This is a genomic window from Sphingopyxis solisilvae (assembly GCF_015475875.1).
In the GTDB taxonomy this organism is placed as follows: Bacteria; Pseudomonadota; Alphaproteobacteria; order Sphingomonadales; family Sphingomonadaceae; genus Sphingopyxis; species Sphingopyxis solisilvae.
On the sequence record NZ_JADKYM010000010.1, the window covers coordinates 13,007 to 37,607 of the forward strand.

The 24,601-nt window shown below is 66.5% G+C and carries 19 protein-coding genes and 2 tRNA genes; 8 read left to right on the forward strand and 13 right to left on the reverse strand.

Features of this window, described 5'->3' with window-relative positions:
• Positions 1-25: 25 nt before the first annotated feature.
• Together IR187_RS08870 and IR187_RS08875 are read left to right on the forward strand one after the other, a co-directional pair.
• The gene (locus IR187_RS08870; protein ID WP_194954254.1) at positions 26-2,773 is read left to right on the forward strand and encodes a TonB-dependent receptor; all 2,748 of its coding nucleotides are present in this window, start codon (positions 26-28) and stop codon (positions 2,771-2,773) included.
• 248 nt (positions 2,774-3,021) lie between these two features.
• On the forward strand, positions 3,022-5,808 hold the full coding sequence (locus IR187_RS08875; RefSeq protein ID WP_194954255.1) for a TonB-dependent receptor: 2,787 nt from the start codon (positions 3,022-3,024) through the stop codon (positions 5,806-5,808).
• Positions 5,809-5,913: 105 nt separating this feature from the next.
• On the opposite strand, the gene holA is transcribed toward IR187_RS08875, so the two are convergent.
• Genes holA through IR187_RS08895 form a run of 4 tightly spaced genes read right to left on the reverse strand, consistent with a single transcriptional unit; the run spans position 5,914 to position 10,565 of the window.
• Positions 5,914-6,945: a DNA polymerase III subunit delta gene (holA, locus tag IR187_RS08880; protein ID WP_194954256.1), complete on the reverse strand. Its 1,032-nt coding sequence runs from the start codon at positions 6,943-6,945 to the stop codon at positions 5,914-5,916.
• Positions 6,946-6,951: 6 nt separating this feature from the next.
• Positions 6,952-7,491, reverse strand: a complete 540-nt coding sequence (lptE, locus tag IR187_RS08885; RefSeq protein WP_194954257.1) for an LPS assembly lipoprotein LptE — start codon at positions 7,489-7,491, stop codon at positions 6,952-6,954.
• Complete coding sequence (gene leuS / locus IR187_RS08890) at positions 7,491-10,040, reverse strand: leucine--tRNA ligase (RefSeq protein WP_194954258.1); 2,550 nt, start codon at positions 10,038-10,040, stop codon at positions 7,491-7,493. Before leuS ends, lptE begins: the two co-directional genes overlap by 1 nt.
• A gap of 51 nt (positions 10,041-10,091) precedes the next feature.
• A complete protein-coding gene (locus tag IR187_RS08895) occupies positions 10,092-10,565 on the reverse strand; it encodes a DUF3576 domain-containing protein (protein ID WP_194954259.1) in 474 nt (157 codons plus the stop codon).
• A gap of 279 nt (positions 10,566-10,844) precedes the next feature.
• Between IR187_RS08895 and IR187_RS08900 the strand changes: the two genes are divergently transcribed.
• Positions 10,845-11,558: a hypothetical protein gene (locus tag IR187_RS08900; RefSeq protein ID WP_194954260.1), complete on the forward strand. Its 714-nt coding sequence runs from the start codon at positions 10,845-10,847 to the stop codon at positions 11,556-11,558.
• 70 nt (positions 11,559-11,628) lie between these two features.
• Here the strand turns inward: IR187_RS08900 and IR187_RS08905 are convergent, their stop codons facing one another.
• Positions 11,629-12,291: a thiamine phosphate synthase gene (locus IR187_RS08905; RefSeq protein WP_194954261.1), complete on the reverse strand. Its 663-nt coding sequence runs from the start codon at positions 12,289-12,291 to the stop codon at positions 11,629-11,631.
• A 56-nt stretch (positions 12,292-12,347) separates the two neighbouring features.
• Between IR187_RS08905 and IR187_RS08910 the strand changes: the two genes are divergently transcribed.
• Together IR187_RS08910 and IR187_RS08915 are read left to right on the forward strand one after the other, a co-directional pair.
• A complete protein-coding gene (locus tag IR187_RS08910; protein ID WP_194954262.1) occupies positions 12,348-13,010 on the forward strand; it encodes a YggS family pyridoxal phosphate-dependent enzyme in 663 nt (220 codons plus the stop codon).
• Positions 13,011-13,089: 79 nt separating this feature from the next.
• Positions 13,090-14,013, forward strand: a complete 924-nt coding sequence (locus IR187_RS08915; RefSeq protein ID WP_194954263.1) for a hypothetical protein — start codon at positions 13,090-13,092, stop codon at positions 14,011-14,013.
• 37 nt (positions 14,014-14,050) lie between these two features.
• On the opposite strand, the gene IR187_RS08920 is transcribed toward IR187_RS08915, so the two are convergent.
• Positions 14,051-14,563 (reverse strand): DUF4402 domain-containing protein, encoded by a 513-nt coding sequence (locus IR187_RS08920; RefSeq protein ID WP_324187672.1) that lies wholly within the window; start codon positions 14,561-14,563, stop codon positions 14,051-14,053.
• A gap of 151 nt (positions 14,564-14,714) precedes the next feature.
• Between IR187_RS08920 and msrB the strand changes: the two genes are divergently transcribed.
• Both msrB and IR187_RS08930 read left to right on the forward strand, forming a co-directional pair.
• Positions 14,715-15,122 (forward strand): peptide-methionine (R)-S-oxide reductase MsrB, encoded by a 408-nt coding sequence (gene msrB, locus IR187_RS08925; protein WP_194954264.1) that lies wholly within the window; start codon positions 14,715-14,717, stop codon positions 15,120-15,122.
• A gap of 72 nt (positions 15,123-15,194) precedes the next feature.
• Complete coding sequence (locus IR187_RS08930) at positions 15,195-17,369, forward strand: transglycosylase domain-containing protein (RefSeq protein WP_194954265.1); 2,175 nt, start codon at positions 15,195-15,197, stop codon at positions 17,367-17,369.
• Positions 17,370-17,422: 53 nt separating this feature from the next.
• Here the strand turns inward: IR187_RS08930 and IR187_RS08935 are convergent, their stop codons facing one another.
• From IR187_RS08935 to IR187_RS08960, 7 genes are all read right to left on the reverse strand, one after another.
• A complete protein-coding gene (locus tag IR187_RS08935) occupies positions 17,423-17,731 on the reverse strand; it encodes a hypothetical protein (protein WP_228765671.1) in 309 nt (102 codons plus the stop codon).
• A gap of 207 nt (positions 17,732-17,938) precedes the next feature.
• Positions 17,939-18,013 (reverse strand) — tRNA-Glu (locus IR187_RS08940).
• Positions 18,014-18,064: 51 nt separating this feature from the next.
• Positions 18,065-18,140: transfer RNA gene (locus IR187_RS08945), tRNA-Glu, on the reverse strand.
• A 92-nt stretch (positions 18,141-18,232) separates the two neighbouring features.
• On the reverse strand, positions 18,233-20,002 hold the full coding sequence (recJ, locus tag IR187_RS08950) for a single-stranded-DNA-specific exonuclease RecJ (RefSeq protein ID WP_194954267.1): 1,770 nt from the start codon (positions 20,000-20,002) through the stop codon (positions 18,233-18,235).
• Positions 19,999-21,531, reverse strand: a complete 1,533-nt coding sequence (locus IR187_RS08955) for a PH domain-containing protein (protein WP_228765672.1) — start codon at positions 21,529-21,531, stop codon at positions 19,999-20,001. The genes recJ and IR187_RS08955 overlap by 4 nt, the downstream gene beginning before the upstream one ends.
• Positions 21,528-22,058 carry a PH domain-containing protein gene (locus tag IR187_RS16760; RefSeq protein WP_228765673.1) on the reverse strand — a complete coding sequence of 177 codons (531 nt, stop codon included), beginning with the start codon at positions 22,056-22,058 and terminating at the stop codon, positions 21,528-21,530. The genes IR187_RS08955 and IR187_RS16760 overlap by 4 nt, the downstream gene beginning before the upstream one ends.
• Positions 22,059-22,083: 25 nt before the next feature.
• Complete coding sequence (locus IR187_RS08960) at positions 22,084-24,045, reverse strand: alkyl/aryl-sulfatase (protein ID WP_194954268.1); 1,962 nt, start codon at positions 24,043-24,045, stop codon at positions 22,084-22,086.
• A 66-nt stretch (positions 24,046-24,111) separates the two neighbouring features.
• Here IR187_RS08960 and IR187_RS08965 point away from each other — a divergent pair, with 66 nt between their 5' ends.
• A complete protein-coding gene (locus tag IR187_RS08965) occupies positions 24,112-24,600 on the forward strand; it encodes an NAD(P)H-dependent oxidoreductase (RefSeq protein WP_194954269.1) in 489 nt (162 codons plus the stop codon).
• The last annotated feature ends 1 nt before the right edge of the window (position 24,601 follow it).

The window sequence follows — 24,601 nt, forward strand, 5'->3', positions numbered from 1 at the left end:
TGAAATGTTGAGAGGAGTGCCCGATATGAAATCATCTTCCCTTCGTGCTGCCCGCTTGCTGCGCACCAGCGCGCTTGGCGTGTCGCTCGCCGTCGTCGCCGTGTCGGCGCCCGCCTTTGCCCAGGACGCCGCCGACACTGCCGCCGATGACGGCAACAGCGACATCGTCGTCACCGCACAGGGCCGCGCCCAGCGGCTGGCCGACGTGCCGGTCGCCATTTCGGCGGTCAACGCCGAAACGCTGCAGAACAGCGGCGCCAACGACATCCGCCAGCTGAACCAGGTGGCGCCCTCGCTGCTCGTCTCATCGACCGGGTCGGAAGCCAATGGCTCGGCGCGTATCCGCGGCATCGGCACCGTCGGCGACAACCCCGGCCTTGAAAGTTCGGTCCCCGTGTTCATCGATGGCGTTTACCGGTCGCGTTCGGGCATCGGCCTCAACGAGCTCGGCGAAATCGACCGCGTCGAAGTGCAGCGCGGCCCGCAGGGCACGCTCGGCGGCCGCAACTCGTCCGCCGGTCTGATCAGCATCTATTCCAAAAAGCCGAGCTTCACCTTTGGCGCCACGGGCGAAGTGACCTATGGCAATTACGACTTCTGGCGCCTGGGCGGCAGCGTCACCGGACCGCTCGGCGACACGCTGGCGGCGCGGATCGACGGGGTCTGGGTCAAGCGCGACGGTTTCTATCGCGACACCACGAACAACACCGACGTCAACGACCGCAATCGGTATTTCCTGCGCGGCCAGTTGCTGTTTGAACCGACCGACGCGCTGTCGATCCGGCTGATCGCCGATTATACCTATCGCGACGAGAAATGCTGCGCGGCGACCTATATCGACAACAGCGTCAACCCGTATATCGGCGATCTCAACAACCCGTCGACGCCGCTGACGCCGCTCCAGCCCAACGGCAACAACATCATCAACGTGCTGCGCGACCTCGGCCAGCCGCTGTCGGCGTTGAACCAGGGCTATGGCCGCGCGATTTCGGTCAGCCCGGGCCGCAGCTTCGCCGGCGAAACCAAGGATTATGGCTTCTCGGGCCAGATCGACTATGATTTCGGCGGTGCGACGCTGACTTCGATCACCGGCTATCGCCAATATCGGTCGAGCCAGGCGTCGGACACCGACTATGGATCGGTCGATATCCTTTATCGCGCACCAAGCGACGACGCCTATCGCCAGTTCCACACCTTCACGCAGGAACTGCGCCTCAATGGTGAAGCTTTCGATGGCAAGCTCGACTGGCTGATCGGCGGCTTCTACGCCAATGAAAAGCTGACCGTGCGCGACAATCTGCGCTTCGGCAATCAATATGGCCGCTTCGCAACGTGCCGCCTGATTTCGGGTGGTGGCTTGGCCGGTCTCTATTCGCCGACCAGCCCGTCGTGCATCATTCCCGGCGTCGGCCCGGCAACGATCACCGGCGCCTTTGGTGCGGCGGCTCCCGCGATCCTCGGTGCGCTCACCGCACTCGACGGCATCAACGATCGTGGCAGCACCAACGACCGCTATTTCCAGAACGGTACCAACTGGGCGTTGTTCACGCACAATATCATACACATCACCGACAAGCTCGATCTGACGCTGGGCGCGCGCTACACGAACGACAAAAAGAAGTTCAGTGCGACCTTTGGCAACGACAACACCGGCTGTACGACGGTGCAGGGTCTGGTCGGCGGCTTGACCAGCGTTCCGGCGCTTGCGGCGGTGACGCAAGGCCTGATCGGGCTTGCCTGTCAGGGCAATTCGACGGCCGAACTGAACGGTGTGTCGATTCGCGACAAGCGTAGCGAAGACGAATGGACCGGCACCGCGATCCTGTCGTACAAGCCGATCGACGACCTGCTCCTCTATGCCAGCTTCGCGCGCGGCTACAAGGCGGGCGGATTCAACCTCGACCGTTCGGCGCTCAAGCCGCCGCTGGTGACCTTCGCTTCGGTCGGCGGCGCGCAAGCGCTGGTCGGCAATCTGCAGTTCGACCCCGAAAAGGTCGACAGCTACGAACTGGGTGCCAAATACTCGACCGGTCCGTTCAGCCTGGGTCTGTCGCTGTTCCGGTCCGATTTCCGGAACTTCCAGCTCAATACCTTCAACGGCACGGTCTTCCTGGTCCAGAATATCAACGGCTGTAAGGCCGATCTGGGCGGCGGCGACCGCGACACCAGCGCCGCTACGGGTGCCTGTGCAGCGGATAATGTCAGCTGGGGCGTGCGGGCCGAGGGTGTCGAGATCGAGGCATCGCTGGTTCCGGCGCGCAATTTCCGGATGGCGGCCGGCCTCACTTATGCGAACACCAGCTATCGCAACAATCTGGTCGGCACGCGCCTCGGCGCGCCGCTCGACCCGGCGCTGCGCAAGCTGCCCGGCGACAATCTGTCGAACGCGCCCGAACTGGTCGCGACCGGCAGCGTCACCTGGACCCCCGAACTCGGCAGCAGCGGCCTGACCGGCCTGGTTTATATCGATGGTCGCATGACCAGCGATTACAACACCGGTTCGGACCTGTTCCCCCAGAAGGAGCAGGATGGCTATGCGCTGTTCAACGCCCGCGTCGGTATTCGCGGCCGCGACGAGAAATGGGGCATCGAAGTCTGGGCGCAGAACCTGTTCAACAAACAATATGCACAGGTTGCGTTCAACTCGCCGTTCCAGGCGGGCACGACGGCAGCCCCGTTTGTCGATCCGCAATATCCGGGCGGGCGTCAGATTTTCTCGCAGTTCCTGGCCGAACCGCGGACTTATGGCGTGACGCTGCGCGGCAAATTCTGACCGCATAACATCGTCAAGACAGGGAGGGCGGGGCCGGCGGTCCCGCCCTCTTTTTTTGCCCGTCGCGCGGTGATCCGCGTCAACCTGTCACCCCTGACAGCTGTGGCCGAAAAGTCGCGCCTTTGCGCCAATGACGCTACGGTATCGGCTTGTGCTGGCCAGTCCCCGCCGGGTCGTGATAGACAGCAGTCAACGATCAGAAAGACCGCTCTCCCGCAAATGACAGACGATTGAGGAGGGCTATTGTCATGAAAAATTCGATCAAGCGAACCACACGGTTCCTGTGCGGCGGGGCGACCGGCCTGTCGTTGGGATGCGCGCTGCTGGCGACGCCGGCCATGGCGCAGGAGGCGGGGGCCGACACCAGCGATGATACCATCATCGTCACCGCCACCCGCCGCAGCGAGGCGCTGTCCGATGTGCCGATCGCGGTGTCGGCGGTGACCGGCGAAACGCTCGAAAAGACCGGCGCCACCGACGTGCGCGCGCTGGGTCAGGTGGCGCCGTCGCTGCTGGTGTCGGGCGCCACCAGCGAAGTGAATTTCACGGCGCGCATCCGCGGCATCGGTACGGTCGGCGAAAACCCCGGCCTCGAAAGCTCGGTCGGGCTGTTCATCGACGGCGTGTATCGCAGCCGTACCGGCGTTGGCCTGTCCGAACTCGGCGATATCGAGCGGGTGGAGGTGCTGCGCGGGCCGCAGGGAACCTTGTTCGGTCGCAACTCGACCGCCGGCCTGATCAACATCGTGACCAAGGGGCCGGATCTCGGCGGTTTCGGTGCCAAGGGATCGGTCAGTTACGGAAATTATGACTATTGGCGCATCGACGGCATGATCAATGCGCCGCTGGGCGAAAAGGCGGCGCTCCGCATCGACGGCGTGTGGCAACAGCGCGACGGCTTTATCAAAAATGCAACGCCGGGCGAGCCCGACATCAATGACCGCGACCGCTGGCTGGCGCGCGGCCAGCTGCTGCTCGAACCGAGTGAGACGGTGAAACTGCGCCTGATCGCCGATTACAGCGAGCGCAAGGAAAACTGCTGCGGCGGGGTGCTGCTGAATCCTGTCCGCAATCTGGCGCGCGGCGCCGACGGTTTCCCCGTCGCCTCGGCCAACACGCTGTTGCCGATCCTGCAGATTCTGGGATCGAACCATCAGGTGCCGCCCTTGGGGACCAGTTTTGTGCGCCGACAGGCGACGACGCCGGGGGTGACCTATCGGTCTGATACCAAGGACTGGGGTGCCTCTGGCGAGGTCAACTGGGATCTGGGCGGCGCATCGCTGACGTCGATCACCGCTTATCGCGACTACAAGAATGCGCAGGGACAGGACGCCGATTTCAGCGCGCTCGACGTCTTGCGCCGCACCGACCTCGACCGCCGCTTCCGCCTGTTCACGCAGGAACTGCGCTTGCAGGGCGAGGCGTTCGACGGGCGGCTCGACTGGCTGGTCGGCGGCTATTACGCCGACGAAAAGCTCGATGTCGATGACGACATTGTTTACGGCAATAATTACGAACAATTCGCCAACTGCCTGTTGTTTGCGAGCGCGCTGCCATCGGCGGTGCTGCCCACCAATCCCTTCTGCGTCAATGTGCCGGTCGTCCAGGGAACGATCGGCGCGCTGCCGCCCGGAGCGACGCGCAGCCTGCTCGAAGCGTTGATTGCCAACCCTGCGCGCCCCGGTTTCGGATCGCTCGCCGCGGCGCTCGGCCAGCCGACGCTGGCGATCAACGGCACCGGCAACCAGGGGTCGCGGTTTGCCCAGCGCAGCCGCAATTATGCGATCTTTACGCATAACAGCTTCGACATCGTCCCCGACGCGCTGACCTTGACGATCGGTGCGCGTTATACCAGCGAGCGCAAGACGCTGGATGCCGACGCCAATTTCAACAACGCCATCTGTCCGCTGATCGTCAATTCGCCGTTCCAGTCGCTCGCGACACTGCCCTGCGTCATTAACGGCACCGCGCCCGATCTGCCCCGCGGCAGCGCAGGCACGGTGTTCAAGGACAATGAGTGGACCGGCACCGCGGTGCTCAGCTGGAAGCCGACTCCTGATCTGCTGGTTTATGGTTCGGCATCAAAGGGGTATAAGGCGGGCGGATTCAACCTCGACTTTTCGGCGCTCGACCGCACCTGCAACGTCGCCTTCGACACCGCATGCGCCGCGCGGCTGGCGCTGCCCGCGAATAGCAGCGGTAACGGCCGCCCCGAAGCGAGCGACCTGCAATTCGCCAGCGAAAAGGTCGACGCCTATGAATTGGGGATCAAATATGACGGTCCCGGGTTCGACCTCAACATCGCCGCTTTTTACCAGGAATACAGCAATTACCAGCTGAACACCTTCAACGGCGTCAATTTCGAGGTCACCAATATCCAGGCGTGCAAGGACGATCTGGGCGGCGCCGACAGCGACGGGTCGGCCGCGACCGGTGCCTGCGCCGCCAACCGCCTGAAACCCGGCGTGCGGTCGAAGGGGATCGAAATCGAGGCGTTCCTGCGCCCGGCGCGTTATGTGTCGGTGAACATGGGGCTGACCTATGTCGATACGCTCTATCGCCGCAATCTGGTCGGTACCGGCGGTCGGCCGCTGTCGCCCGTCCTGTTCCAGCTGCCCGGCCGCGGGGTGTCGAACGCGCCGCGCTATGTCGCGACCGCGGGGATCAGCTGGACGCCGCCGATCGGCGGATCGGGAATGAGCGCGCTCGTCTATCTCGACACCCGCCTGCAAAGCGACACCAACACCGGGTCGGACCTCGACGTCGAAAAGATCCAGGACGGCTTTGCGGTCTTCAACGGACGGCTTGGTCTCTATGGCCCGGATCGTCGCTGGGGTGTCGAACTGTGGGGCCAGAATCTGTTCAACAAGAAATATTACCAGATCGGCGCCGACATGCCGCTCCAGGGTGGAGGCACCTTCCGCGCCGTCGCTGCACCCGCCGCCAGCGGGCTCAGCGGCACCGCGAACCAGCTGTTCGTCGGCTTCCCCGGCGAACCGCGCACCTATGGTGTGACGCTGCGCGGCCGGTTCTGAGGTCTCTCCCCCTCTCCCTATGGGGAGGGTTGGCGGGGGTCTGTTGCAGCCGGGCACTGTTGCGACAGACCCTTCGCATTCAGGCGCGACGGCAAGCGCCGGACCTTACCGCGCGCGTGCGGCCTGGTGCGCAATGTCGGTCATCAGCTTGCGGAACAGCACCGCGCCCGCCGTCCCCGATGATTTGAGCGCGCGCTCGCAGTCGAGCAGGCGGCTCATCAGCCGCGCGATGCGCAGCGAATCCCAGATGCGCAGCTGCGCGGTGACCGCATCGCGCTCTTTCCAGAACACTCCGCTGCTTTTCGCCGCGACCACGGTCGCCGGATGCGCGCCGGCATCGACCTCGGCGCGCAGCCGCGCCAGCGCCAGCGCGCGGATCGCGAGCGCGCGGATGATCCGGATTTCGGCGACGCCGACCGCCGCCGCGGTCGCGAGCATATCGGGCAGCTCGCGCACCTTGCCGCCCAGCGCCACATTGATGCACGCGCTGACGTCTTCCTCGTGCGTCGCGGCGCCCAGCGCGGCGATGTCGGCGGCGGCAACCTGGCGCTGGCGATCGGGTGCGGCGTCGAGGTACAGCGCCATTTTTTCGATCTCGCGCCGCATCAGCGCCTGGTCGCCCGACACCAGATCGACCAGCAATTGCGCCTCGGCATTCGCCAGCCGCAATCCCTGCTCCTCCGCGGCAGCGATCGCGATGCCGACCAGCGCGCGGCGATCGGGCTGGTAACAGATGGCAGCGACGGCATGGTCCGACGCTTCGACCAGCTTGACCAGTTTCGATTTGGCGGTGACCGATGCACCGGTCGCAACGACCGGATTGATCGCATTGTCCGCCGCCAGCAACGCCTCGACCGCTGCCAGCGCATCGTCGCCGCTGCCGGCGAGTTCGAGGCGGATGATCCGGGTCGACGAAAAAAGCGACATCGACGCCGCTTCGGCGGCGAGCAACGAGGGATCCTGCGCGAGCTGCGATCCCGACAGGTCAACCCGTTCGGCATCCTTGCCCGCGAGCCCGACCAGATGGTTCGCGACCGCCGCCATCGTCGCTTCGTCGGGGCCGGTGAGCAGATAGAGGCGGATTGCCGGACCGAGCCGCGACTGGCGCTCCAGATCGGTAGGCTTGACCGTTTTCATCGCCGCTCAGGGCGTCGGTGCCGACGCGCTGGCGGGGCGACCGCCGCCGCGGTCGGCAAAGACGGCAAGCCGCGCGACGATCTGGTCGGAAATTCCCGAGGCGAGCCGCTCGAGCGCCGTGGTCTCGGCGGCGATCGTGGCAAATTCGCTGCCGACCACATCGATCCCGGCGTCCTGCGCGGCGGTTGCGTCGAGCAGTACCTCGCCGGTCGCGGTATCGACCAGTTGATAGCGGGCGCGCAGCGTCCGGCGCTCGCGCGTCACCGCATCGTCGGCCCGGACGCCAAAGCCGGTGATCGAATCTTCGAGCCGGACATCGAGCCGCAGGCGCTTGCCTGCGCCCTGTCCGCCCTGCGTCGCCTGTAACCGGTCGCGCAGCGCGTTGCGGACCAGCCAGCCGCTATGCCCCTCGATCGGCGCGACGTCGACATCGGCCAGAACCTGCGCGACCGCCCCCTGGCTGCCGCCCGCATAAACGGGACGCAAACCGCAACCACCAAGGGCGAGCGAGGCCGTGACGAGGGCAGAGACGAAAAGCGTACGCATCAGGGAACGATATTCACCAAACGGTCGGGGACCACAATCACCTTCTTCGGGGCAGCGCCGGCGAGCAACTCGACGATGCGCGGGCGCGCCAGCGCCGCGGCTTCGAGCGCCGCCTTGTCGGCGCCCTTGGCCGCGGTCATCGTATCGCGCAGCTTGCCGGCCATCTGGATTGCGATCGTCACCTCGTCGTCGACGAGCAGCGCCGGATCGGCGGCGGGCCATGCGGCGTCGGCGATCAGCGGGGTCGTGCGCTGGCTTGCCGGGAGCGCGGCCCACGCCTCTTCGGCCAGATGCGGCATCATCGGCGCGACGAGCAGGATCAGCGTGCGGCACGCCTCGGCACGCGTCGCCGACGGTTTGGCCTTTTCGATGTCGTTGGCGAGCGCGTGGATTTTCGCCACCGCCTTGTTGAAGCCCAGCGCTTCGATGTCGGCCGCAACCCCGGCGATCGCCTGATGCAGCTTGCGGGCGAGTCCCTTGTCTTCCGAACCGTCGCCGACATTTTCGGTGTCGCCAAACAGGCGCCACAGCCGCTGGACAAAGCGCCACGCACCCTCGATTCCCGCCTCGCTCCACGGCAGGTCGCGCTCGGGCGGGCTGTCGGACAGCATGAACCAGCGCGCGGCGTCGGCGCCATATTGGTCGAGGATGGCGTCGGGATCGACGACATTCTTCTTCGACTTCGACATCTTGATCACGCGGCCCACCTCGACCGGCGCACCGTCGGCTTCGAGCGTCGCGCCATCGGCCGAGCGGACAATCTCGTCGGGGGTGAAGTATAACGGCGGCAGGCCTTCGCCCTGCGCGCGGCTGTAGGTTTCATGCGTTACCATGCCCTGCGTGAACAGGCTCGCGAACGGCTCCTGGATGTCGATCATGCCCAGCTTGTTGAGCGCGCGCGTCCAGAAGCGCGCGTAGAGCAGGTGGAGGATCGCATGTTCGATGCCGCCGATATATTGATCGACGGGCAGCCAGCGGCGGATGACGTCGGGGTCAAAGGGCTTGTCCGCGGGCGCCGAGGCGAAGCGCAGGAAATACCAGCTCGAATCGACGAAGGTGTCGAGTGTGTCGGTCTCGCGCACCGCCTCGCCGCCGCAGCTCGGGCAGGCGACATGCTTCCACGTCGGATGGCGGTCAAGCGGATTGCCGGGGACCGAGAAGTCGGCATCGTCGGGCAGGACGACCGGCAGCTGGTCCTTGGGCACCGGAACGAGGCCGCACGCCGCACAGTGGATGAAGGGGATCGGCGTCCCCCAATAGCGCTGGCGCGACACGCCCCAGTCGCGCAGCCGCCATACCGTCGTGCCCTTGCCCCAGCCTTCATGCTCGGCGCGCGCGATGACCGCGGCCTTCGCTTCGTCGATGCTCATCCCGTCGAGGAAATGGCTGTTCACGAGCTTGCCTGGGCCGGTATAGGCTTCGGTGCCGGTGAAATGCTGCGCCGTCTCGTCGCCGTCGGCGATCACGCGGTGGACCTGCAACCCATATTTATGCGCGAAATCAAGGTCGCGCTGGTCGTGCGCGGGGCAGCCGAAGATCGCGCCGGTGCCATAGTCCATCAGCACATAATTGACGACCCAGACGGGCAAGTGCCAGTTGGCATCGAGCGGATGCTCGACCGCCAGCCCGGTGTCGAAGCCCAGCTTCTCGGCGGTGTCGATCTGCTCGGCGGCGGTGCCCTGACGACGGCATTCGGCGATGAACGCCGCGAGCTCGGGCGAATCCTTGGCCAGTTTTTCGGCCAGCGGATGATCGGGCGAAATCGCGGCAAAGCTGGCGCCGAACAACGTATCGGGACGCGTCGTGAAGACGTCGAACCCCGGCGCGCCGCCCGCGAGCTTGAACGAAAACTCCAGCCCCTGCGACTTGCCGATCCAGTTCTCCTGCATCAGCCGGACCTTGTCGGGCCATTTATCGAGGCTGCCCAGCCCTTCGAGCAATTCGTCGGCGAAGTCGGTGATCTTGAGGAACCACTGCGACAGTTTCTTCTTCTCGACCAGCGCGCCCGAGCGCCAGCCGCGCCCGTCGATCACCTGCTCGTTGGCGAGCACGGTCATGTCAACCGGGTCCCAGTTGACGTAGCTTTCCTTGCGATAGACGAGCCCCGCGGCGAACAGGTCGAGGAACAGCGCCTGTTCCTGCCCGTAATAATCGGGTTCGCACGTCGCGAGTTCGCGGCTCCAGTCGATCGCGAGACCGAGCCGCTTCAGCTGGCCGCGCATCGCGGCGATATTGTCGCGCGTCCAGCCGCCGGGATGCACGCCCTTTTCCATTGCGGCATTTTCGGCGGGCATGCCAAAGGCGTCCCAGCCCATCGGGTGGAGCACGTCGTGGCCGGTCATCCGCTTGAAGCGCGCGAGCACGTCGCCCATCGCATAGTTGCGGACATGGCCCATATGGATGCGCCCCGACGGATAGGGGAACATTTCGAGGATATAGGCCTTGGGCTTTTCCCCGCTGTCGGTCGTGGCAAAGCTGTTCGCCGCCTCCCACGCTTGTTGCCAGCGGGCGTCGGCGGCGAGGGCGCCGAAGCGCGGTTCGCGGGTCATGTCGTGCTACCCCGTTGTCTGGTTGGCGGGCGCCCGGCAGGCGCCGCGCGATTATTCCTTGAAGGCGCTGCGGCGCAGGTCGCGGGCGCGGGTCAGGATGATTTCCTCCAGCTTCTGCACGGTCGCCGCCTGCACCGGCGCATCGACCCAGCCGCCGCCCTGTGCCACCTGGCGCGAGGCCGCGACGCGCAGCGCATCGGCGCGCAGGTCGCGGTCGAGAATCGACACGGTAACCTTCATCCGCTCGCCGGGATTGGACGGATTGGCGTACCAGTCGGTGATGACGACGCCGCCCGCGCTGTCGGCCTGAAGCAGCGGCATGAACGACAGGGCGTCGAGCGACGCGCGCCACAAATAGCTGTTGACGCCGATCGTCGTCACCTGGCTGGCGGCCAGGTCGGCGCGTGGCCGGCTCTTGCTGGCGCAGGCCGAAAGCCCGATCGCGGCAAGCCCGAGCAGCGCATAGGCGGCCACACGGCGACCGCGCGCGGCGCCGGTATGGGCAAGGACGGAAAGCTTGGACATGCCGATAACACCTTATCTCTTGAGCGCTGCGGGACAAGGTCGTCGCGCCGCACTGGCCGTTATTGCCAGCGTCTCTATCGCCCTTGCCCGCGTCGGGCAAGCACGGCAATTTCGCGCTGCCGCCCGTTCAGATTCTGCTCAGAATCGCTCGCCACTGTGACGCCGACGCAACAATGTCGGGGAAAAGCCGTTTGGTTTTAATAATTTTCCGGGAATCACTGGCAAAATTATGACAGCAGGCCTATCTCCAGAATCACTTGGGGTTGGAGTCGCAGGGACATGACGCGGAAACCGCGGCATTTTTGGAAAGGTAGCCTCACCGCTTTGGCGGTGGTTTCGCTTGCCTTGCCGCCCGCGCTCGCCGCCATGTCGCGTTCGGAACGGATTCGCGACACCGCGCTGTCGGACACGCTGCTCGGCCAGTTCACCCCGGCATCGGGTGATCCGCGGCTGATTGCGCGCTATCAGAAAATGTCGGCCGAACAGCGCAGCAGCTTTACCTTCACGCCCGCGCTGACCGACCAGAGCCGCAAGAATCGCGCGATCACCGTGGTGATCCGCGCCCGCGACGACGCATCGAGCGCCGCGCGCACCTCGGCCATCGCTGCCGGGCGCACCACACCGATCGCGATTACGCCGGTCGCCTATGATCTGGGCGCGTCGGTCGGGTTCGAAAAATTCGTGACGCCGTCGCTGCCGCGTGGCGCCGACCTGCGCAACCTGCCGGTCGCCAAGGCCCCCGAGCAGGCCGAAAAGAAATCGCGTTTCGCGACGCGGATGGTCAACCGGCCCGCCGACCCGAGCGGCGCGACCGACCGCATCACCGCACCGGGCGAATCCCCCGTGGTCGATGTCGTCAGCAGCTATCGCCTGACCAAGAATATCGATGTCACCGCCGGTGTGCGCTATCGCAGCGACGACCGCGTCGAACCGCTGACCGATGCCCGACGCGACAGCCAGGCGGTCTATGTCGGAACCGCCTTCCGCTTCTAAGTCTGCATTGCTATTCGGGTTATAGCGGCCTGCAAATGGCGACCTTTCGCGCTTCCGGTGCTCACGCACCTTAAGTGCGCTGCGCTCCGGGTCGCGGAACGCCACCATTTTCGACTCGCCCTGACCCAAATATCGACGCAGCCTTTGCCCCGCGCCGGGCGGCCTTTTGCTCCCACGCATCGATTGCGGCCCAGCCGGGGTTGAGTCCGCCTGTCCGCCGGATGAGTTGACGCGCGCGCGCAGCGGCCATCCCGCCGAGCGCGATCGGCTGGCCGCCCGCGAGCCGCGCCAGCCGTAGCCACGCGGCCAGTCCCAGCGCCTTGGCCCCGGGATGCGACCGGGTCGGGTGGAGCGGCGAGATGAACACGCCGTCGGCCTTGGCGCGGCGCGCGCGGCGGGCCTCGCGCGTGTCATGCACCGGCATCGTCAGCCGCAAGCCGAGCCGCCGTGCCTGCGCCGCGCGGCGCGCGTCATGCTGGCGCAGGTGGACACCGTCGGCGCCCCACCGCCGCGCCACATCGGGCGCCCCGGCGAGCAGGATCGTCAGCCCGCGCGCCCGCGCCACACGGATCAGCCGCCGCAACAGGCGCCAGCGCGCGCCGCGGGCCAGGCTGTCGTGCCGCAGTACGATCCCGCTGCCCGGCGGCAGTAACGCCGCCAATCGCACCACACCGATCGCCAGCCGCTCGTCGCTGAACAGCCATTGCGGCGGCAGGGGGTGGCGTCGGACCATCGCCCTTTCTATAGGCGCGTCGCGGGCGCACGCAACGCGCCGGGACGGGATGATCGATGAGCGACGCGGCGGACAGGCTGAACGAGATAAAGACGAAGATCACCAACGCGGCGGCGCGCGCGCACCGCAAGGCCGACGACATCTGCCTGATCGCGGTGTCTAAAACGCACGATGCCGCCGCGATCCGGCCGTTGATTGCCGCGGGCCAGCGCCATTTCGGCGAAAACCGGGTGCAGGAGGCCGCGGCGAAATGGCCCGAGCTGCGCGCCGAAACCCCCGACATCAAACTCCACCTGATCGGCCAGTTGCAATCGAACAAGGCCGACGAAGCGGTGGCGATGTTCGACGCGATCCATTCGGTCGATCGTTCGTCGCTGGTGCAGGCGCTGGCAAAGGCCTGCGACAAGGCGGGCAGGCAGCCGCAGCTGTTCGTACAGGTGAATATCGGCGACGAAGAGCAAAAGGGCGGCTGCAAGGTCGCCGACCTGCCTGCGTTGCTGGCCGAAGCGAAAGCGGCAGGCCTCAAGATCGAAGGCCTGATGGCCATCCCCCCCGCGGACATCGAACCCGCGCCCTTCTTTGCGTTGCTCGACGAACTGGCCGAGCGTCATGCGCTGACGGGGCGATCGATGGGGATGAGCGGCGATTATGAAACCGCGGTGATGCTGGGCGCGACGCACGTGCGCGTCGGAACGGCGTTGTTCGGCACGCGGGATTAGGTAGGTCATTTTGGCCGATTACCAAGATCGCAAGCCGGAGTAGAACTGGGCCAATAGACTTGTGGGGGGAGGTACGGTGATGACGCTCGTAGCAAGCCTGTTGCTATTGACATCATTCGATCAGGCACGAGCCACCGCGCTCGAGGCCTCGCTGCCCCCGACATCGAAAGCGACCGAATGTCATGAACCAGAAGGGTGGAATGAGGTAGCGCAGCGTAATCCACGCTATGTGGTCTTCGGCGAAATCCACGGCACGCAACAAGGACCGGAATTCATCGGCAGCTTGGCCTGCGCCCTAGCCACCAAGGGAGAGCGAGTTCTGGTTGCCGTCGAAAAAAGCGCGACGGATGATCCGGCTCTGCAAACTGCGTGGGCACTGCCCAAGGATCAGTTCCAAAAGTCTCTCGGGGACATTGGGTGGACCGGTCGACAGGATGGCGTGGCCAGCCAGGCGATGTTCGCGATGCTCGTAGGATTGCACGGCCTGAAAGAAAAAGGTTTACCCATCGGCATTGTCGCGTTCAACGGTGATCGCGATGCGGCTCAGTCCCAGCGCTTTGCTGATTTGGCCGGGCAAGGGCCACATGAAGCGGCGCAGGCGGAGAATATAGTTCACGCCGCTCAGCGGGCCAATTATGATCGGGTGCTGATCCTCGTCGGCAATTTCCACGCTCGGAAGCGAACGGTTGATTGGGGTGGTGCCCGGTTCGACCCAATGGCGGCGCGGCTCAATCGTTACGACAATACTTTGGCGCTGAACATGCGCTATGCGGCAGGAACCAGCTGGAACTGCGTTCGCAAAGCGGCGGCAGCGGTTGATGATGGGAAACCTCTCACCGATGAAGGGCTAGACTGCGGCATCCACCAGATACGGGGTAGCGCAGACCTTGGCCGCTCACCTTTTGTCGAACTCGTTGCCACTGAAAATAGGGCAGCGGACGACTATGACGGTTTCTTCTGGGTCGGGCCGGTCACTGGCTCTCCACCATTCGCCGCACAATAAGTCGCCGCCGATTGCAAGAGGAACGGCATCAACCGCCCTATTGATACTCCACGGTCACCGGAATCCGCCCGCGATAATCGCCGTCGTCGAGGCCCGCGATCTGTAACCGCCCGCCGAAGCGGAATTGCAGGCGGCCGTCGGGGCCGAGGCGGGGTGCGGCGCTGAGATCGGTCGCAAGGCCGGTGACGCGGGCGGTGCGGCCGTGGCTGCCCTCCAGATCGACGCTGGCCGGCAGGATGACGCGCACTTCGGCGCCCGGTTCGCCGCGAACGGTGACCGTGCCGGTGAGCGCGAAGCCGCCGAGGTCGATGACATCGCCGCGCAGGCGCCGGGCGCCCGTCACGGGGTCGACTTCAATTTCGCCGCCGCCCGCGCCGACCGCGATGCGGCCCATGTCGAGCCGCGTTTCGACCTCGACGCGCAGCGGCACCGCCGAATCGCGGACCCGCGCTGCCCCGGGGGCGTCGGCGGCGCAAAGCAGGCACGGCGCCGCCCTGACCGGCGGGCTGGCGAGCGCCAGCAGCAATCCCAGGACAAGACGCAGCTTCACGCCCAAAGCCTTAGGCGATCATGGTTAAACGCGCGTAAAAATAGGATGCGGGGCAGGGTACCGACCTCTTGCAGCATGTCACCCCAGACCCGATATCGGGTGCGACCGGCGATCCGGGCGATGCTCGCCAGCCGCGCAGGAGATATCCAGCATGACCAACCCGACCCCCGGCAAACCGCTCGACCCGATGGCGCACCATGTGCTGCGCGAAGGCGGCACCGAACGCGCGTTCACCGGCAAATATACCGACCACAAGGGCGACGGCGTCTATCGCTGTGCCGGATGCGGCGCGCCGCTGTTCGACAGCCGGACCAAATATGACAGCGGATCGGGCTGGCCGAGCTATACCGCGCCTGCCGGCGAGGCGGCGGTGACCGAACGGACCGACACCAGCCACGGCATGATCCGCACCGAAGTGCGCTGCACGGCGTGCGAGGGACATCTGGGCCATGTGTTTCCCGACGGACCCGGACCGACGGGGCTGCGCTACTGCATCAACAGCGCGGCGCTTGACTTCGCCGAGCGCGGGCCGGATGACGCAGGCTCCGGCAACGACTGATACGGTCGGCGCCCGGCGGCGGCGCTATCAGCTGACGCCGCAGGGGCGTGGCGAGGGAAGGAATAAGCAGCTTTGCGTCGCGAACGACAGTCGGCTTCGCCCGGAAAATCGGCCACCGGAAAATCTGCGCGCGCGCCGGGCGGCGGTGAACCATCGCGCTTTCGTCTGTGGACGCGGCGCCTGTTCCGCTGGGGACTGGCGCTGGGGCTGGTCGCGTTTGTCGCGGTCGCGGTCGCGGTCGGCCTGGCGGTGCAGCGGATGCCGAGTTTCGAGGAACTGAAGAAATCCCCCGCCGGTCAGACGATCCGCGTCCGCGCTGCCGACGGCACCGTGTTCCTGTCACTCGGCCCCAATTACGGCCGCTGGCTGACGCTGCGCGAAACGCCGCAGGTGATGCAGGACGCCATGGTCGCGGTCGAGGACCGACGCTTTCGCTATCACCCGGGGCTCGACCCGGTGGGCATGGCGCGCGCCGCGGTTGTGGCCGTGCAGAACCGCGGCAGCGGCCGCCGCTTGCAAGGCGCATCGACGATCACCCAGCAGCTGGCGCGCAACGTCTTTCTGTCGAACAGCTATGACTTCAGGCGCAAGACGCGCGAAATGATCCTCGCCCTCGCGCTCGAATGGAAATTTTCGAAGGACGAAATCCTCGAACTTTATCTGAACAAGGTCTATTTCGGCGGCGGCAGCTATGGCATCGACGCGGCGTCGCGGCGTTTCTTTGGCCATAGCGCGACCGAAATGTCGCTGTCCGAGGCGGCGGTGGTCGCGGGGCTGGTCAAGGCACCGTCGCGCTATTCGCCGACCGCCGATGCCTCGGCCGCGCTGGGCCGCGCCGGGGTCGTGCTCGGCGTGATGGTCGATGCCGGGGTGATTACGCAGGCGCAGGCCGACAGCGCCAAGCCGGCCGATGTCCAGCTGGCGCAGGAAACCGGGCAGAACAGCGCGCGCTATTTCACCGACTGGGCGCTGCCGCAGCTCGACATGCTGATCGACGAGGGCAGCGAAGCACTCGACGTCTATACGACGATCGACCTCAATATGCAGCGCGCGGCGACCGCCTCGATCCAGGCCAATACACCGGCCGGGGTGCAGGGCGCGCTCGTCTCGCTCGACCGCGACGGCGCGGTGCGCGCGATGGTCGGCGGTACCGACTATGTCAGCTCCAACTACAATCGCGCGACGCAGGCGCTGCGCCAGCCGGGGTCGGCGTGGAAGTTGTTCGTCTATATGGCGGCGCTGGAGGCGGGGTATAAGGTCGGCGATCCGGTCGTCGACGAACCGGTGACGATCAACGGCTGGAGCCCACGCAACTCGTCGGGGCGTTTTGCGGGCGCGATGGATCTGCGCAGCGCCTTTGCCTATTCGGTCAATACCGTCGCCGCCAAGCTGGGTGACGAAATCGGCTTTTCGGCGGTCGCCAACATGGCGCGGCGGTTCGGCATCACCACCCCGATCAACACCCACCCGTCGATGGTACTGGGCAGCGCCGAGGTGCGGGTGATCGACATGGCCGCGGCCTTTGCCGCGGTGGCGCGCGGCGGGGTTTCGGTCGAACCCTATGGCATCACCAAGGTGACAACCGCCGACGGGCGGCTGCTGTACCAGCGCCCCGCCGAGCGCGGCCAGGTGCTGGTCGACAAATGGGTCGCCGCCGGGATCACCGACCTGCTGCAAACCGCGGTGAACACCGGGACCGGCCGCGCGGCGCAGATCGGTCGTCCGGTGGCGGGCAAGACCGGAACGACGTCGAGCAACAAGGATGGCTGGTTTCTGGGCTTTTCCAGCGGGTTGACCACCGGCGTCTGGATGGGCCGCGACGACGCGAAAGCCGTCGGGGGACTGCAGGGCGGGCGAGCGCCGGCCAAAGCCTTTGCCGATTATATGCGCATCGCGGTGGCGCGGCGCCCGGTGGAACAGTTCGACACCGAAGTCGTGCTGCCCGAATGGCAGCTGGAGGACGAGGGTGACGCCTATATGGGCGAGCCGGGAGAGGACGGGCTGGTCGACGACAATGGCATGCCGATCGAACTGCCCTATGACATGCGCCCTCCCGAAGCGACGGCACCGCCGCCGCCCGAACCGGGGCCGGTCCTCGACCAGCAGTGGATCGAGGAACAGACAGGGCGGCGCGGCGCCAACGACAATGGCGCACCGCCGCGCGGAGGCGGTCAGCCGAAGGTCCAGCCGCCGGTGGTGAAAGCGCCGCCGAACCGCACGCAGCCGCAACCGGGCGATTTCAACTAGGGTCCTGACCCTAGGTTCTGACCCTGGCTTCAACGCATATGTTCGCGCCGCTCCTATTGCGGGCAAAAACGGCGATACTTCCCTTTGGCGCTGCCCCACATCGCGCCGGCCAGACAGCCCTCCCGGTTCTGCCTGAATGACAGCGTTCCGACGTCGGGATGCCGCATTTTCATTTCCAATATGTCGCCGTTCGAGCTGCGATCGGCTTCATACAGCCATTCGCGGTCATTGAAATGGCCGACATATTTCACGTGGCTGTCGTCGATGAACTGCAGATATTCGCCGGTCTCTGCATCGACATAGCGCTGGCCGGGCCCCGCGCAGGCTCCAAGCGCGGCGAGCGCCGCGGATGCGACCAACATCCGCCCCGTGCGGGACAAGCCCGCCGCACATTTGTTGTAAACAGCACATATCGGCATGACGATTCTCCTTTCGCTTGCCCGCGCAGGTTAGTCGCCTTGCGGACGCGACGTCTTGACGGGAATCTCAAGAATTTCTGATGCTGTTCCGGCGGATGGCGCGACCGGTCGGTGGGCGGTCGATCGCGGGGAGGATATGAAAAGATCCCTTGGTGACCCCTACGGGAATCGAACCCGTGTTTCAGCCGTGAGAGGGCCGCGTCCTGACCGCTAGACGAAGGGGCCGCTGGGTCGGGAATTTTCGGAGCAACAGCCCGCCGACCGCGCGCCTGACCGTGGTGACCCCTACGGGACTCGAACCCGTGTTTTCGCCGTGAAAGGGCGACGTCCTAGACCGCTAGACGAAGGGGCCGTCGTTCGGTGAAGCGGCGCCTTAGACTCGCTTGTTCATACGGTCAAGCGCGCTGGCGCGCCGTGCGCGTAAAAATGTTGCGCGATGCCGGGTCATTCGGCCCAGGCGGCGTCCTCCAGATGCAGCTCGGCGGCGGGGCGGCTGCCCCAGTCGTCGCGTTTGGCGCGGCCCGCGAGCCATAATTTGCGCCCGCCGCGCGCGTGGAGCAGGGTCTGGCCGAGCTCGGTTTCGGCGCTGCGGAACGCCATCGCCTTGAACCGCGCGCCATCGTCGCCGACGACGATCAGGCGGACATGGTCGGTGCCGACGATGCTGGCCTCGACGATTCGCACCGGCCCGGTCGCGACGCGCGGTGCGGGCCAGCCGGCACCATAGGGACCGGCGCTTTCGATCGCGTCGCACCATAAGGGCGAAATGCCGCGCGGCGCGAGCACCGCGTCGATCAACAGCGACTTGTCACCGCTCGCGCGTTCGACATCGGCGGCGAGCCGGTCGTTCAGGAAGGCGCCGAGCGCATCGACCTTGTCGGCGGCGACGGTCAGCCCCGCCGCCATCGCATGGCCGCCGCCCGCGACGAGCAGCCCGCTTTCCTTTGCGGCGAGGATCGCTGCGCCCAGATCGACGCCGCTGATCGAGCGCCCCGATCCCTTGCCGACACCCGCGTCATCGACCGCGATGACGATCGCGGGGCGGTGCAGCCGCTCCTTCAGCCGTCCGGCGACGATGCCGATCACCCCGGGGTGCCAGCCCTGCCCGGCGACGATCGCGACGGGCGCGTTACCGCAAGCGGTGCTCGCCGCCATTGCCTCTTCAAGCACCCCCGCTTCGATCGCGCGGCGTTCCTCGTTCAACCGGTTGAGTTCCTGCGAAATCTCGGCGGCTTCCTGCGGATCGGACGTCGTCAGCAAGCGCACGCCAAGGTCGGACTTGCCGACGCGCCCGCCGGCGTTGATCCGCGGACCGAGCGCAAAGCCCATGTCGCTGGCGGTCGGCGGCTTGGTCAGCCGCGCCGCGTCCATCAGCGCCGCCAGCCCGGTGTTGCCGCGCCGTGCCATCACCTTCAGCCCCTGCGTCACCAGCGCGCGGTTGAAGCCGGTCAGCCGCGCGACATCGGCGACGGTGCCGAGCGCGACCAGGTCGAGCAGGTCGATCAGCGCGGGCTCGTCGCGGCCTGCGAAAAAGCCACGCGCGCGCAGGGTGCGGAGCAGCGCCGCGCCGAGCAGGAAGGCGACCCCGACCGCGGCCAGATTGCCGTGGATCGCGGCGTCAGGCGCTTCGTCGAGCCGGTTGGGATTCACCAGCGCCAGCGCCGCAGGCAGCATCGTCGCACATTGGTGGTGGTCGACGACGATCACCTCGACCCCCGCCGCATTGGCTTCGGCGATGGCCTCGAACGCCTGCGCGCCGCAATCGACGGTGACGACCAGCTTCGATCCCGCCTCGCCGATCTTGACCAGCGCCGCGCCCGAGGGGCCATAACCCTCCATCAATCGGTCGGGGATATAAGCGCCCGCGGGCAGCCCGAGGCCGCGCAGCAGCCGCACCAGCAGCGCCGCCGACGTCGCGCCGTCGACATCATAATCGCCAAAGATCGTCACCGCCTCTTGCCGTTCGACCGCATCGGCCAGCCGCGCTGCGGCGGCGTCCATGTCGCGGAACAGCGACGGGTCGGGCATGAAACCGCGCAAGGTCGGGCTGCGCTGGCGGTCGAGATCGTCGCGGTTCACCCCGCGGGCGAGCAACAGCTGGGTGACCAGATCGTCGGGGGCGAGATTTTCGGACGCCATATCGGCGCTCGCGCGGCGCCAGTGCCACGGCTGGCCGAGGATCGAGCGGGTGATGCCCAGCGCCGCTTCGTTCATGCGCGGGCTCGCGCGGTCAGGATGCGGTCGCGCAGGTCGCGCGCCGTCGCCAGCGGGATCGCCGGGATTTCATGGCTGGCGAGCGAACTGCCGCCGGGAACCCCGAACACCAGGGTCGCGAGGCCGAGCGGACGCAGGATGAAATCGCTCTTGAGGTCGACGCTCTGCACCGATGCGTGCGGCAGCAACGTCAGCCTGGGTTTCCAGAAACCGCGGCGGATCGCGACCTGTTCGCCAAGGTCGGTCCAGCGATGGAAACGCACCCCGAACAGCGCCGCCGCACCAATCGCCAGGCCGACGACCGGCCCGAACCAGCCGAGCGCCTGCCCGAACGCCACCGCGACCAGCCCGCCGGTGCTTGCGGCCAGTGCGCCGACGAGACCGCCGAGCGCGATGACGCTGTGGCTTTGCTGCCACGCGACATCGGGGGCAGGGCGCGCGATCGCGACTTCGGCCAGCACCAGATCGATGTCATCGAGCTTGGCGAACGGCACGACCTGATGGTCGCGTTCCTTCTCGCCGTCGCTCGCCAGGCTTTGCAGCCTGAGTTCGTGCCAGCCGAACAGGCGGCGGAACCAGCCGGTCAGCAGGATCGCCGCCTGCACGCGCTTCACCGGCACCGCGACGTCGGTGCGCGTCGTCAGCCCGCGGGTACGGCGCAGCGCGCGCGGTTCGCGGGTCAGGCGGAAATCCCAGTTGGCGAAAAACATCGTCACGATCCCGCTCGCGAAACCGATGAGGAGCAGCGACAATGCAGCGCCGATTGCGGCGACCCAGCGATGCGCGACGACCCATTGTTCGAGGCCGTAGCGTTCGGCCAGACCGGTCCAGTCGCGGATGCTGAAGATATTGAAATCAAAGGGCAGGAAATCGTCGAAAAACTGCATCGCCGCACCGACAACGGCGAGCGCGGCGAGCGAAAAGTTGAACAGGCCTGCCAGAAGGAGCTGACGCGGGGTCATCGCGAACAACAACCGGTCCCCGTGCTCCGCTGCCGTCTCGGTCGCATCGCTTGCCGCTGCGGCCGTGGTCGGCATCGCGTCGCTGCGGTGCGCGCGGATCGTCGTGCGCAGCGCCTGCGCCGCATCGAGTGCGATCGCGTCGAGGTCGGCGTCATTCTCCTTGCCGCCGGCGCCGGTTTCGAACCCGACCTTGGCGATGCCCAGTGCGCGCGACACCAGCCCCTGTTCGATGCTGACGTCCTGAATGCGGTCGAACGGGATGGTACGGTGCTGGCGCGACAGGACCCCGCTTTCGATCACAATCTCGTCGTCGCCGACCAGAAACCGGAAGCGCAACCAGTGCAACCACGCCGCGACCAGCGAGATCAGCAGAAAAGCCAGCAGCGCCGGGACGATCCACACCCAGTTGCCGGTAAAGCCCAGCGCCGCGACCGCGGGCAGGAAGTTCACACTGCGCGGCCCCAGCTTGACGATCGCCAGCGCCAGCGTTGCCGGGTGCAGCCGCTGCCAGTTCGCGTCGTCGTCGATGGTCGGGGCGGCGGGTGCCGCGGCGGCGGCGTCGCTCATGCGAAATCGGTCTGGATATGGCGGCGGATCGTCTCGCGCATCGCGGCGGCCAGGTCGGCGGGCAGGCCGGGCAGGGTGACGGTGCTGTTGTGCGTCCCCGATGTGTGGACGATCAGGTGCGACAGGCCGAACCAGCGCTCGACCGGACCCTGCCCGACATCGATATGCTGAACGCGCACGAACGGCACGATGGTGTCGGTGCGGAACAACCAGCCGCGCGCGACGCGCAGTTGTCCTTCGCCGATCTTGTATCCCCAGCGCGCGACGCGCCGCGACGGAAAGGTCAGGATGACAATGATCGCGATCAGCCACGCCAGCGCGGTGATCAGCCCGTACGGCCCCTCGATATGGCGGATCAGCAGATAATCGAACACGCTCGCCCCGATCGCCAGCGGGATCAGGTTCAGCGCCGTCGCGATGCGCAGCACCTGGGCAAAAGCGGGATCGACCGGATCGAGCCCCTCGGCGGCGTTCAGCGCTTCGGGATCGAACGGGTCGGTCTGGTGGACAGCGGGGGTGTCGGTCATGCGTCCCCGTTACCGTGTCTGGGGCCTAGGGCACAACCACATTGAACCGCGGGTCCGCCGGAGGATGCAGCGCGAACCACGACAGGAACGCCACGGTGTCGCCGTCGATCCGGATCGCGCCCGACTGCATCAGCGCCGGAAACTGCGCCTGCCCCAGCATCACATCGTCGAGCGTCCGGCGATCGAGCGTCACGGTTGCGGTCGGCGCGGGCGCGGTCACGCCATAGCGCGGCACCTCGACCCCGCCGCCGACGACGATCGCCACCATCTCCTTGCTGTCGGGCAGCACGAACTGGAAGGTGCCGTTCAGCGCTGCACCCTTTTCGGCGTCGAAACGTGTCGCCAGCGCGTCGAAGAAAACGCTGGTGGGGATCGCGCTGACGAAGCTGCGGCTTTGCCCGTTGCCGGTGACATTTTCGATCGCGGTGCCGCGCAGCGTCGCCGCGGCGGCAAGATAATAGTTCCGCCAAGCGCCCGATTCGGCCTGATACCCCAGCTGGTCATACGCCGAAGCCAGCGCCGCGCGCGCTGCTGCGTTATCGGGCTGGGCAAACACCAGCTTGTTCAGCAATTCCGCCGCCCAGCGATAGTCGCCCGCCGCGATCGCCGCGCGGCCGGCGGCCAGCAGCTTGTCGGCGCCGCCCGCCAGCGCGACATATTTGGGCGCCGACTGCTCCGGGGGCAGCGGGTTGAAATTCGCCGGATTGCCGTCCCACCAGCCGAAATAGCGCTGGTACACCGCCTTCATGTCGTGGTTGAGCGTGCCATAATAGCCGCGCGTCCCGAAATCGCGCCCCTGCACCGGCGCATCGGGGGTCGCGTCGGCCAGTTCGTGCAGCGTCGCGCCGCGGTTGGCGAGGAACAGGGTGCGGTCGTGGACATAACGATAGACGTCGCGCTGGTTGGCGAGCAGCGCCGATACGTCGCCCGCGCCCCATGTCGGCCAGTGGTGCGACGCCAGCGCGACCTCGGCCTGGCCGCCCCATTTGACCAGCATCGCGTCGATAATCTTCGACCAGCGCAGCGCATCGCGCACCTGCGCGCCGCGCAGGGTCAGCACATTGTGCAAATTGCGGGTGACGATCTCGGTCGTGTGCAGCGCCTTGTACGCCGGGATATAGAACACAAACTCCGACGGCGCTTCGGTGCCGCCCGCGTCGAGGAAATCGAACGCCAGCCCGTCGATGCTGAGGGTGCCGCCGCCGGTGCCGACCACCTCGGTCGGCTCCATATAGCCGATCGTCCCCGACGACAGTTTCGGCCCCAGCCCGGTATCGACCTGCCCCGCGGGTCCGGGCGGCAGGATCGCGCCGAACATATACAGCGCGCGCCGCCCCATCGCGGTCCCGGCGAGGACGTTTTCGGCGGTCGCTTCCTCCGAAAAGCCATGCGGCGCGATGATGCGGATCTTGTCGCGCTTGACCTGTTCGGGCGTGACAATCCCGCCGACGCCGCCGAAATGGTCGCTGTGGCTGTGCGAAAAGATCACCGCCTTGATCGGCCGTTGGCCCGATTTCGCCGCGACCGTATCGGCGAACAATTTCCAGCTCGCCGCGGCGGCTTCCTCGGTCAACAGCGGGTCGACGATAATCCACCCGCTTTTGCCGCGGATGATCGTCATCACCGAAATATCATAGCCGCGCACCTGCCAGATCTTGTCGGGGACGACCTCGAACAGGCCATGGACCGCGTTGAGCCGCGCCTGCCGCCACAGCGACGGATTGACCGTGTCGGGCGCTTCGGCCGCATCAAGAAACGCATAGGGCCGCCGGTCCCACACCGTCTTGCCCTGCTTGTCCAATATGACCCCGTCCGGAATCTCCGCCAGCTTGCCGCGCGTCGCATTCGCCATGTCGCGCGGGTCGTCCAGTGGCAGGCGCTGGGCGAGTGCGGCCTGCGCGGCGCGCGTCGCCTCGCTTGCGGCGTCCTGGGCGATCGCGGCAAAGGGCAGGGCGCTGGCGAGCAGCAGGGCGGTCAATCGGCGCATATCGTCTCTCCCCCATATTTTGACGCCAGCTTGCGCCGCACGTCGCGGCTTGGCAAGCATCGCTGCATGACCGACGCCCCCGCGCTCCTGATCGTCTGGCACAGCCGCACCGGCGGCAGCGCAGCGCTCGCGCACGCCGCCGCCGCGGGGGCCGGGGCGGCGGGGCAGCTGGTCCGCGCCGAGGACGTCACCCCCGACCGTCTCATCGCGGCGGGCGGCTATCTCTTCATCGGTCCCGAAAACCTCGCCGCGCTGTCGGGCGCGATGAAGGAGATGTTCGACCTTTGCTATTATCCGTGCCTCGGCCAGCTCGAAGGCCGCCCCTATGCGACGATCATCTGCGCGGGGTCCGACGGCGAAAACGCCCAGCGCCAACTCGACCGCATCGCGACTGGCTGGCGCCTGAAACGGGTGGTTGAGGGCATGATCGTAAACACCGCCGCACAGACGCCGGAAGCGATCCTGGCGCCAAAGACGATCGGGGCGGACCGCCTCGCCGACGCCCGCGATCTGGGCGCGGCATTGGCGGAGGGGTTGGCGGCGGGCATCTTTTGAC

What these genes read in the sequence shown, in the direction of transcription:
- IR187_RS08870 (WP_194954254.1), top strand. Translation starts at nt 26, where the DNA reads ATGAAATCATCTTCCCTTCGTGCTGCCCGCTTGCTGCGCACCAGCGCG.
- IR187_RS08875 (WP_194954255.1), top strand. Translation starts at nt 3,022, where the DNA reads ATGAAAAATTCGATCAAGCGAACCACACGGTTCCTGTGCGGCGGGGCG.
- holA (WP_194954256.1), bottom strand. Translation starts at nt 6,945, where the DNA reads ATGAAAACGGTCAAGCCTACCGATCTGGAGCGCCAGTCGCGGCTCGGT.
- lptE (WP_194954257.1), bottom strand. Translation starts at nt 7,491, where the DNA reads ATGCGTACGCTTTTCGTCTCTGCCCTCGTCACGGCCTCGCTCGCCCTT.
- leuS (WP_194954258.1), bottom strand. Translation starts at nt 10,040, where the DNA reads ATGACCCGCGAACCGCGCTTCGGCGCCCTCGCCGCCGACGCCCGCTGG.
- IR187_RS08895 (WP_194954259.1), bottom strand. Translation starts at nt 10,565, where the DNA reads ATGTCCAAGCTTTCCGTCCTTGCCCATACCGGCGCCGCGCGCGGTCGC.
- IR187_RS08900 (WP_194954260.1), top strand. Translation starts at nt 10,845, where the DNA reads ATGACGCGGAAACCGCGGCATTTTTGGAAAGGTAGCCTCACCGCTTTG.
- IR187_RS08905 (WP_194954261.1), bottom strand. Translation starts at nt 12,291, where the DNA reads ATGGTCCGACGCCACCCCCTGCCGCCGCAATGGCTGTTCAGCGACGAG.
- IR187_RS08910 (WP_194954262.1), top strand. Translation starts at nt 12,348, where the DNA reads ATGAGCGACGCGGCGGACAGGCTGAACGAGATAAAGACGAAGATCACC.
- IR187_RS08915 (WP_194954263.1), top strand. Translation starts at nt 13,090, where the DNA reads ATGACGCTCGTAGCAAGCCTGTTGCTATTGACATCATTCGATCAGGCA.
- msrB (WP_194954264.1), top strand. Translation starts at nt 14,715, where the DNA reads ATGACCAACCCGACCCCCGGCAAACCGCTCGACCCGATGGCGCACCAT.
- IR187_RS08935 (WP_228765671.1), bottom strand. Translation starts at nt 17,731, where the DNA reads ATGTTGGTCGCATCCGCGGCGCTCGCCGCGCTTGGAGCCTGCGCGGGG.
- recJ (WP_194954267.1), bottom strand. Translation starts at nt 20,002, where the DNA reads ATGAACGAAGCGGCGCTGGGCATCACCCGCTCGATCCTCGGCCAGCCG.
- IR187_RS08955 (WP_228765672.1), bottom strand. Translation starts at nt 21,531, where the DNA reads ATGAGCGACGCCGCCGCCGCGGCACCCGCCGCCCCGACCATCGACGAC.
- IR187_RS16760 (WP_228765673.1), bottom strand. Translation starts at nt 22,058, where the DNA reads ATGACCGACACCCCCGCTGTCCACCAGACCGACCCGTTCGATCCCGAA.
- IR187_RS08960 (WP_194954268.1), bottom strand. Translation starts at nt 24,045, where the DNA reads ATGCGCCGATTGACCGCCCTGCTGCTCGCCAGCGCCCTGCCCTTTGCC.
- IR187_RS08965 (WP_194954269.1), top strand. Translation starts at nt 24,112, where the DNA reads ATGACCGACGCCCCCGCGCTCCTGATCGTCTGGCACAGCCGCACCGGC.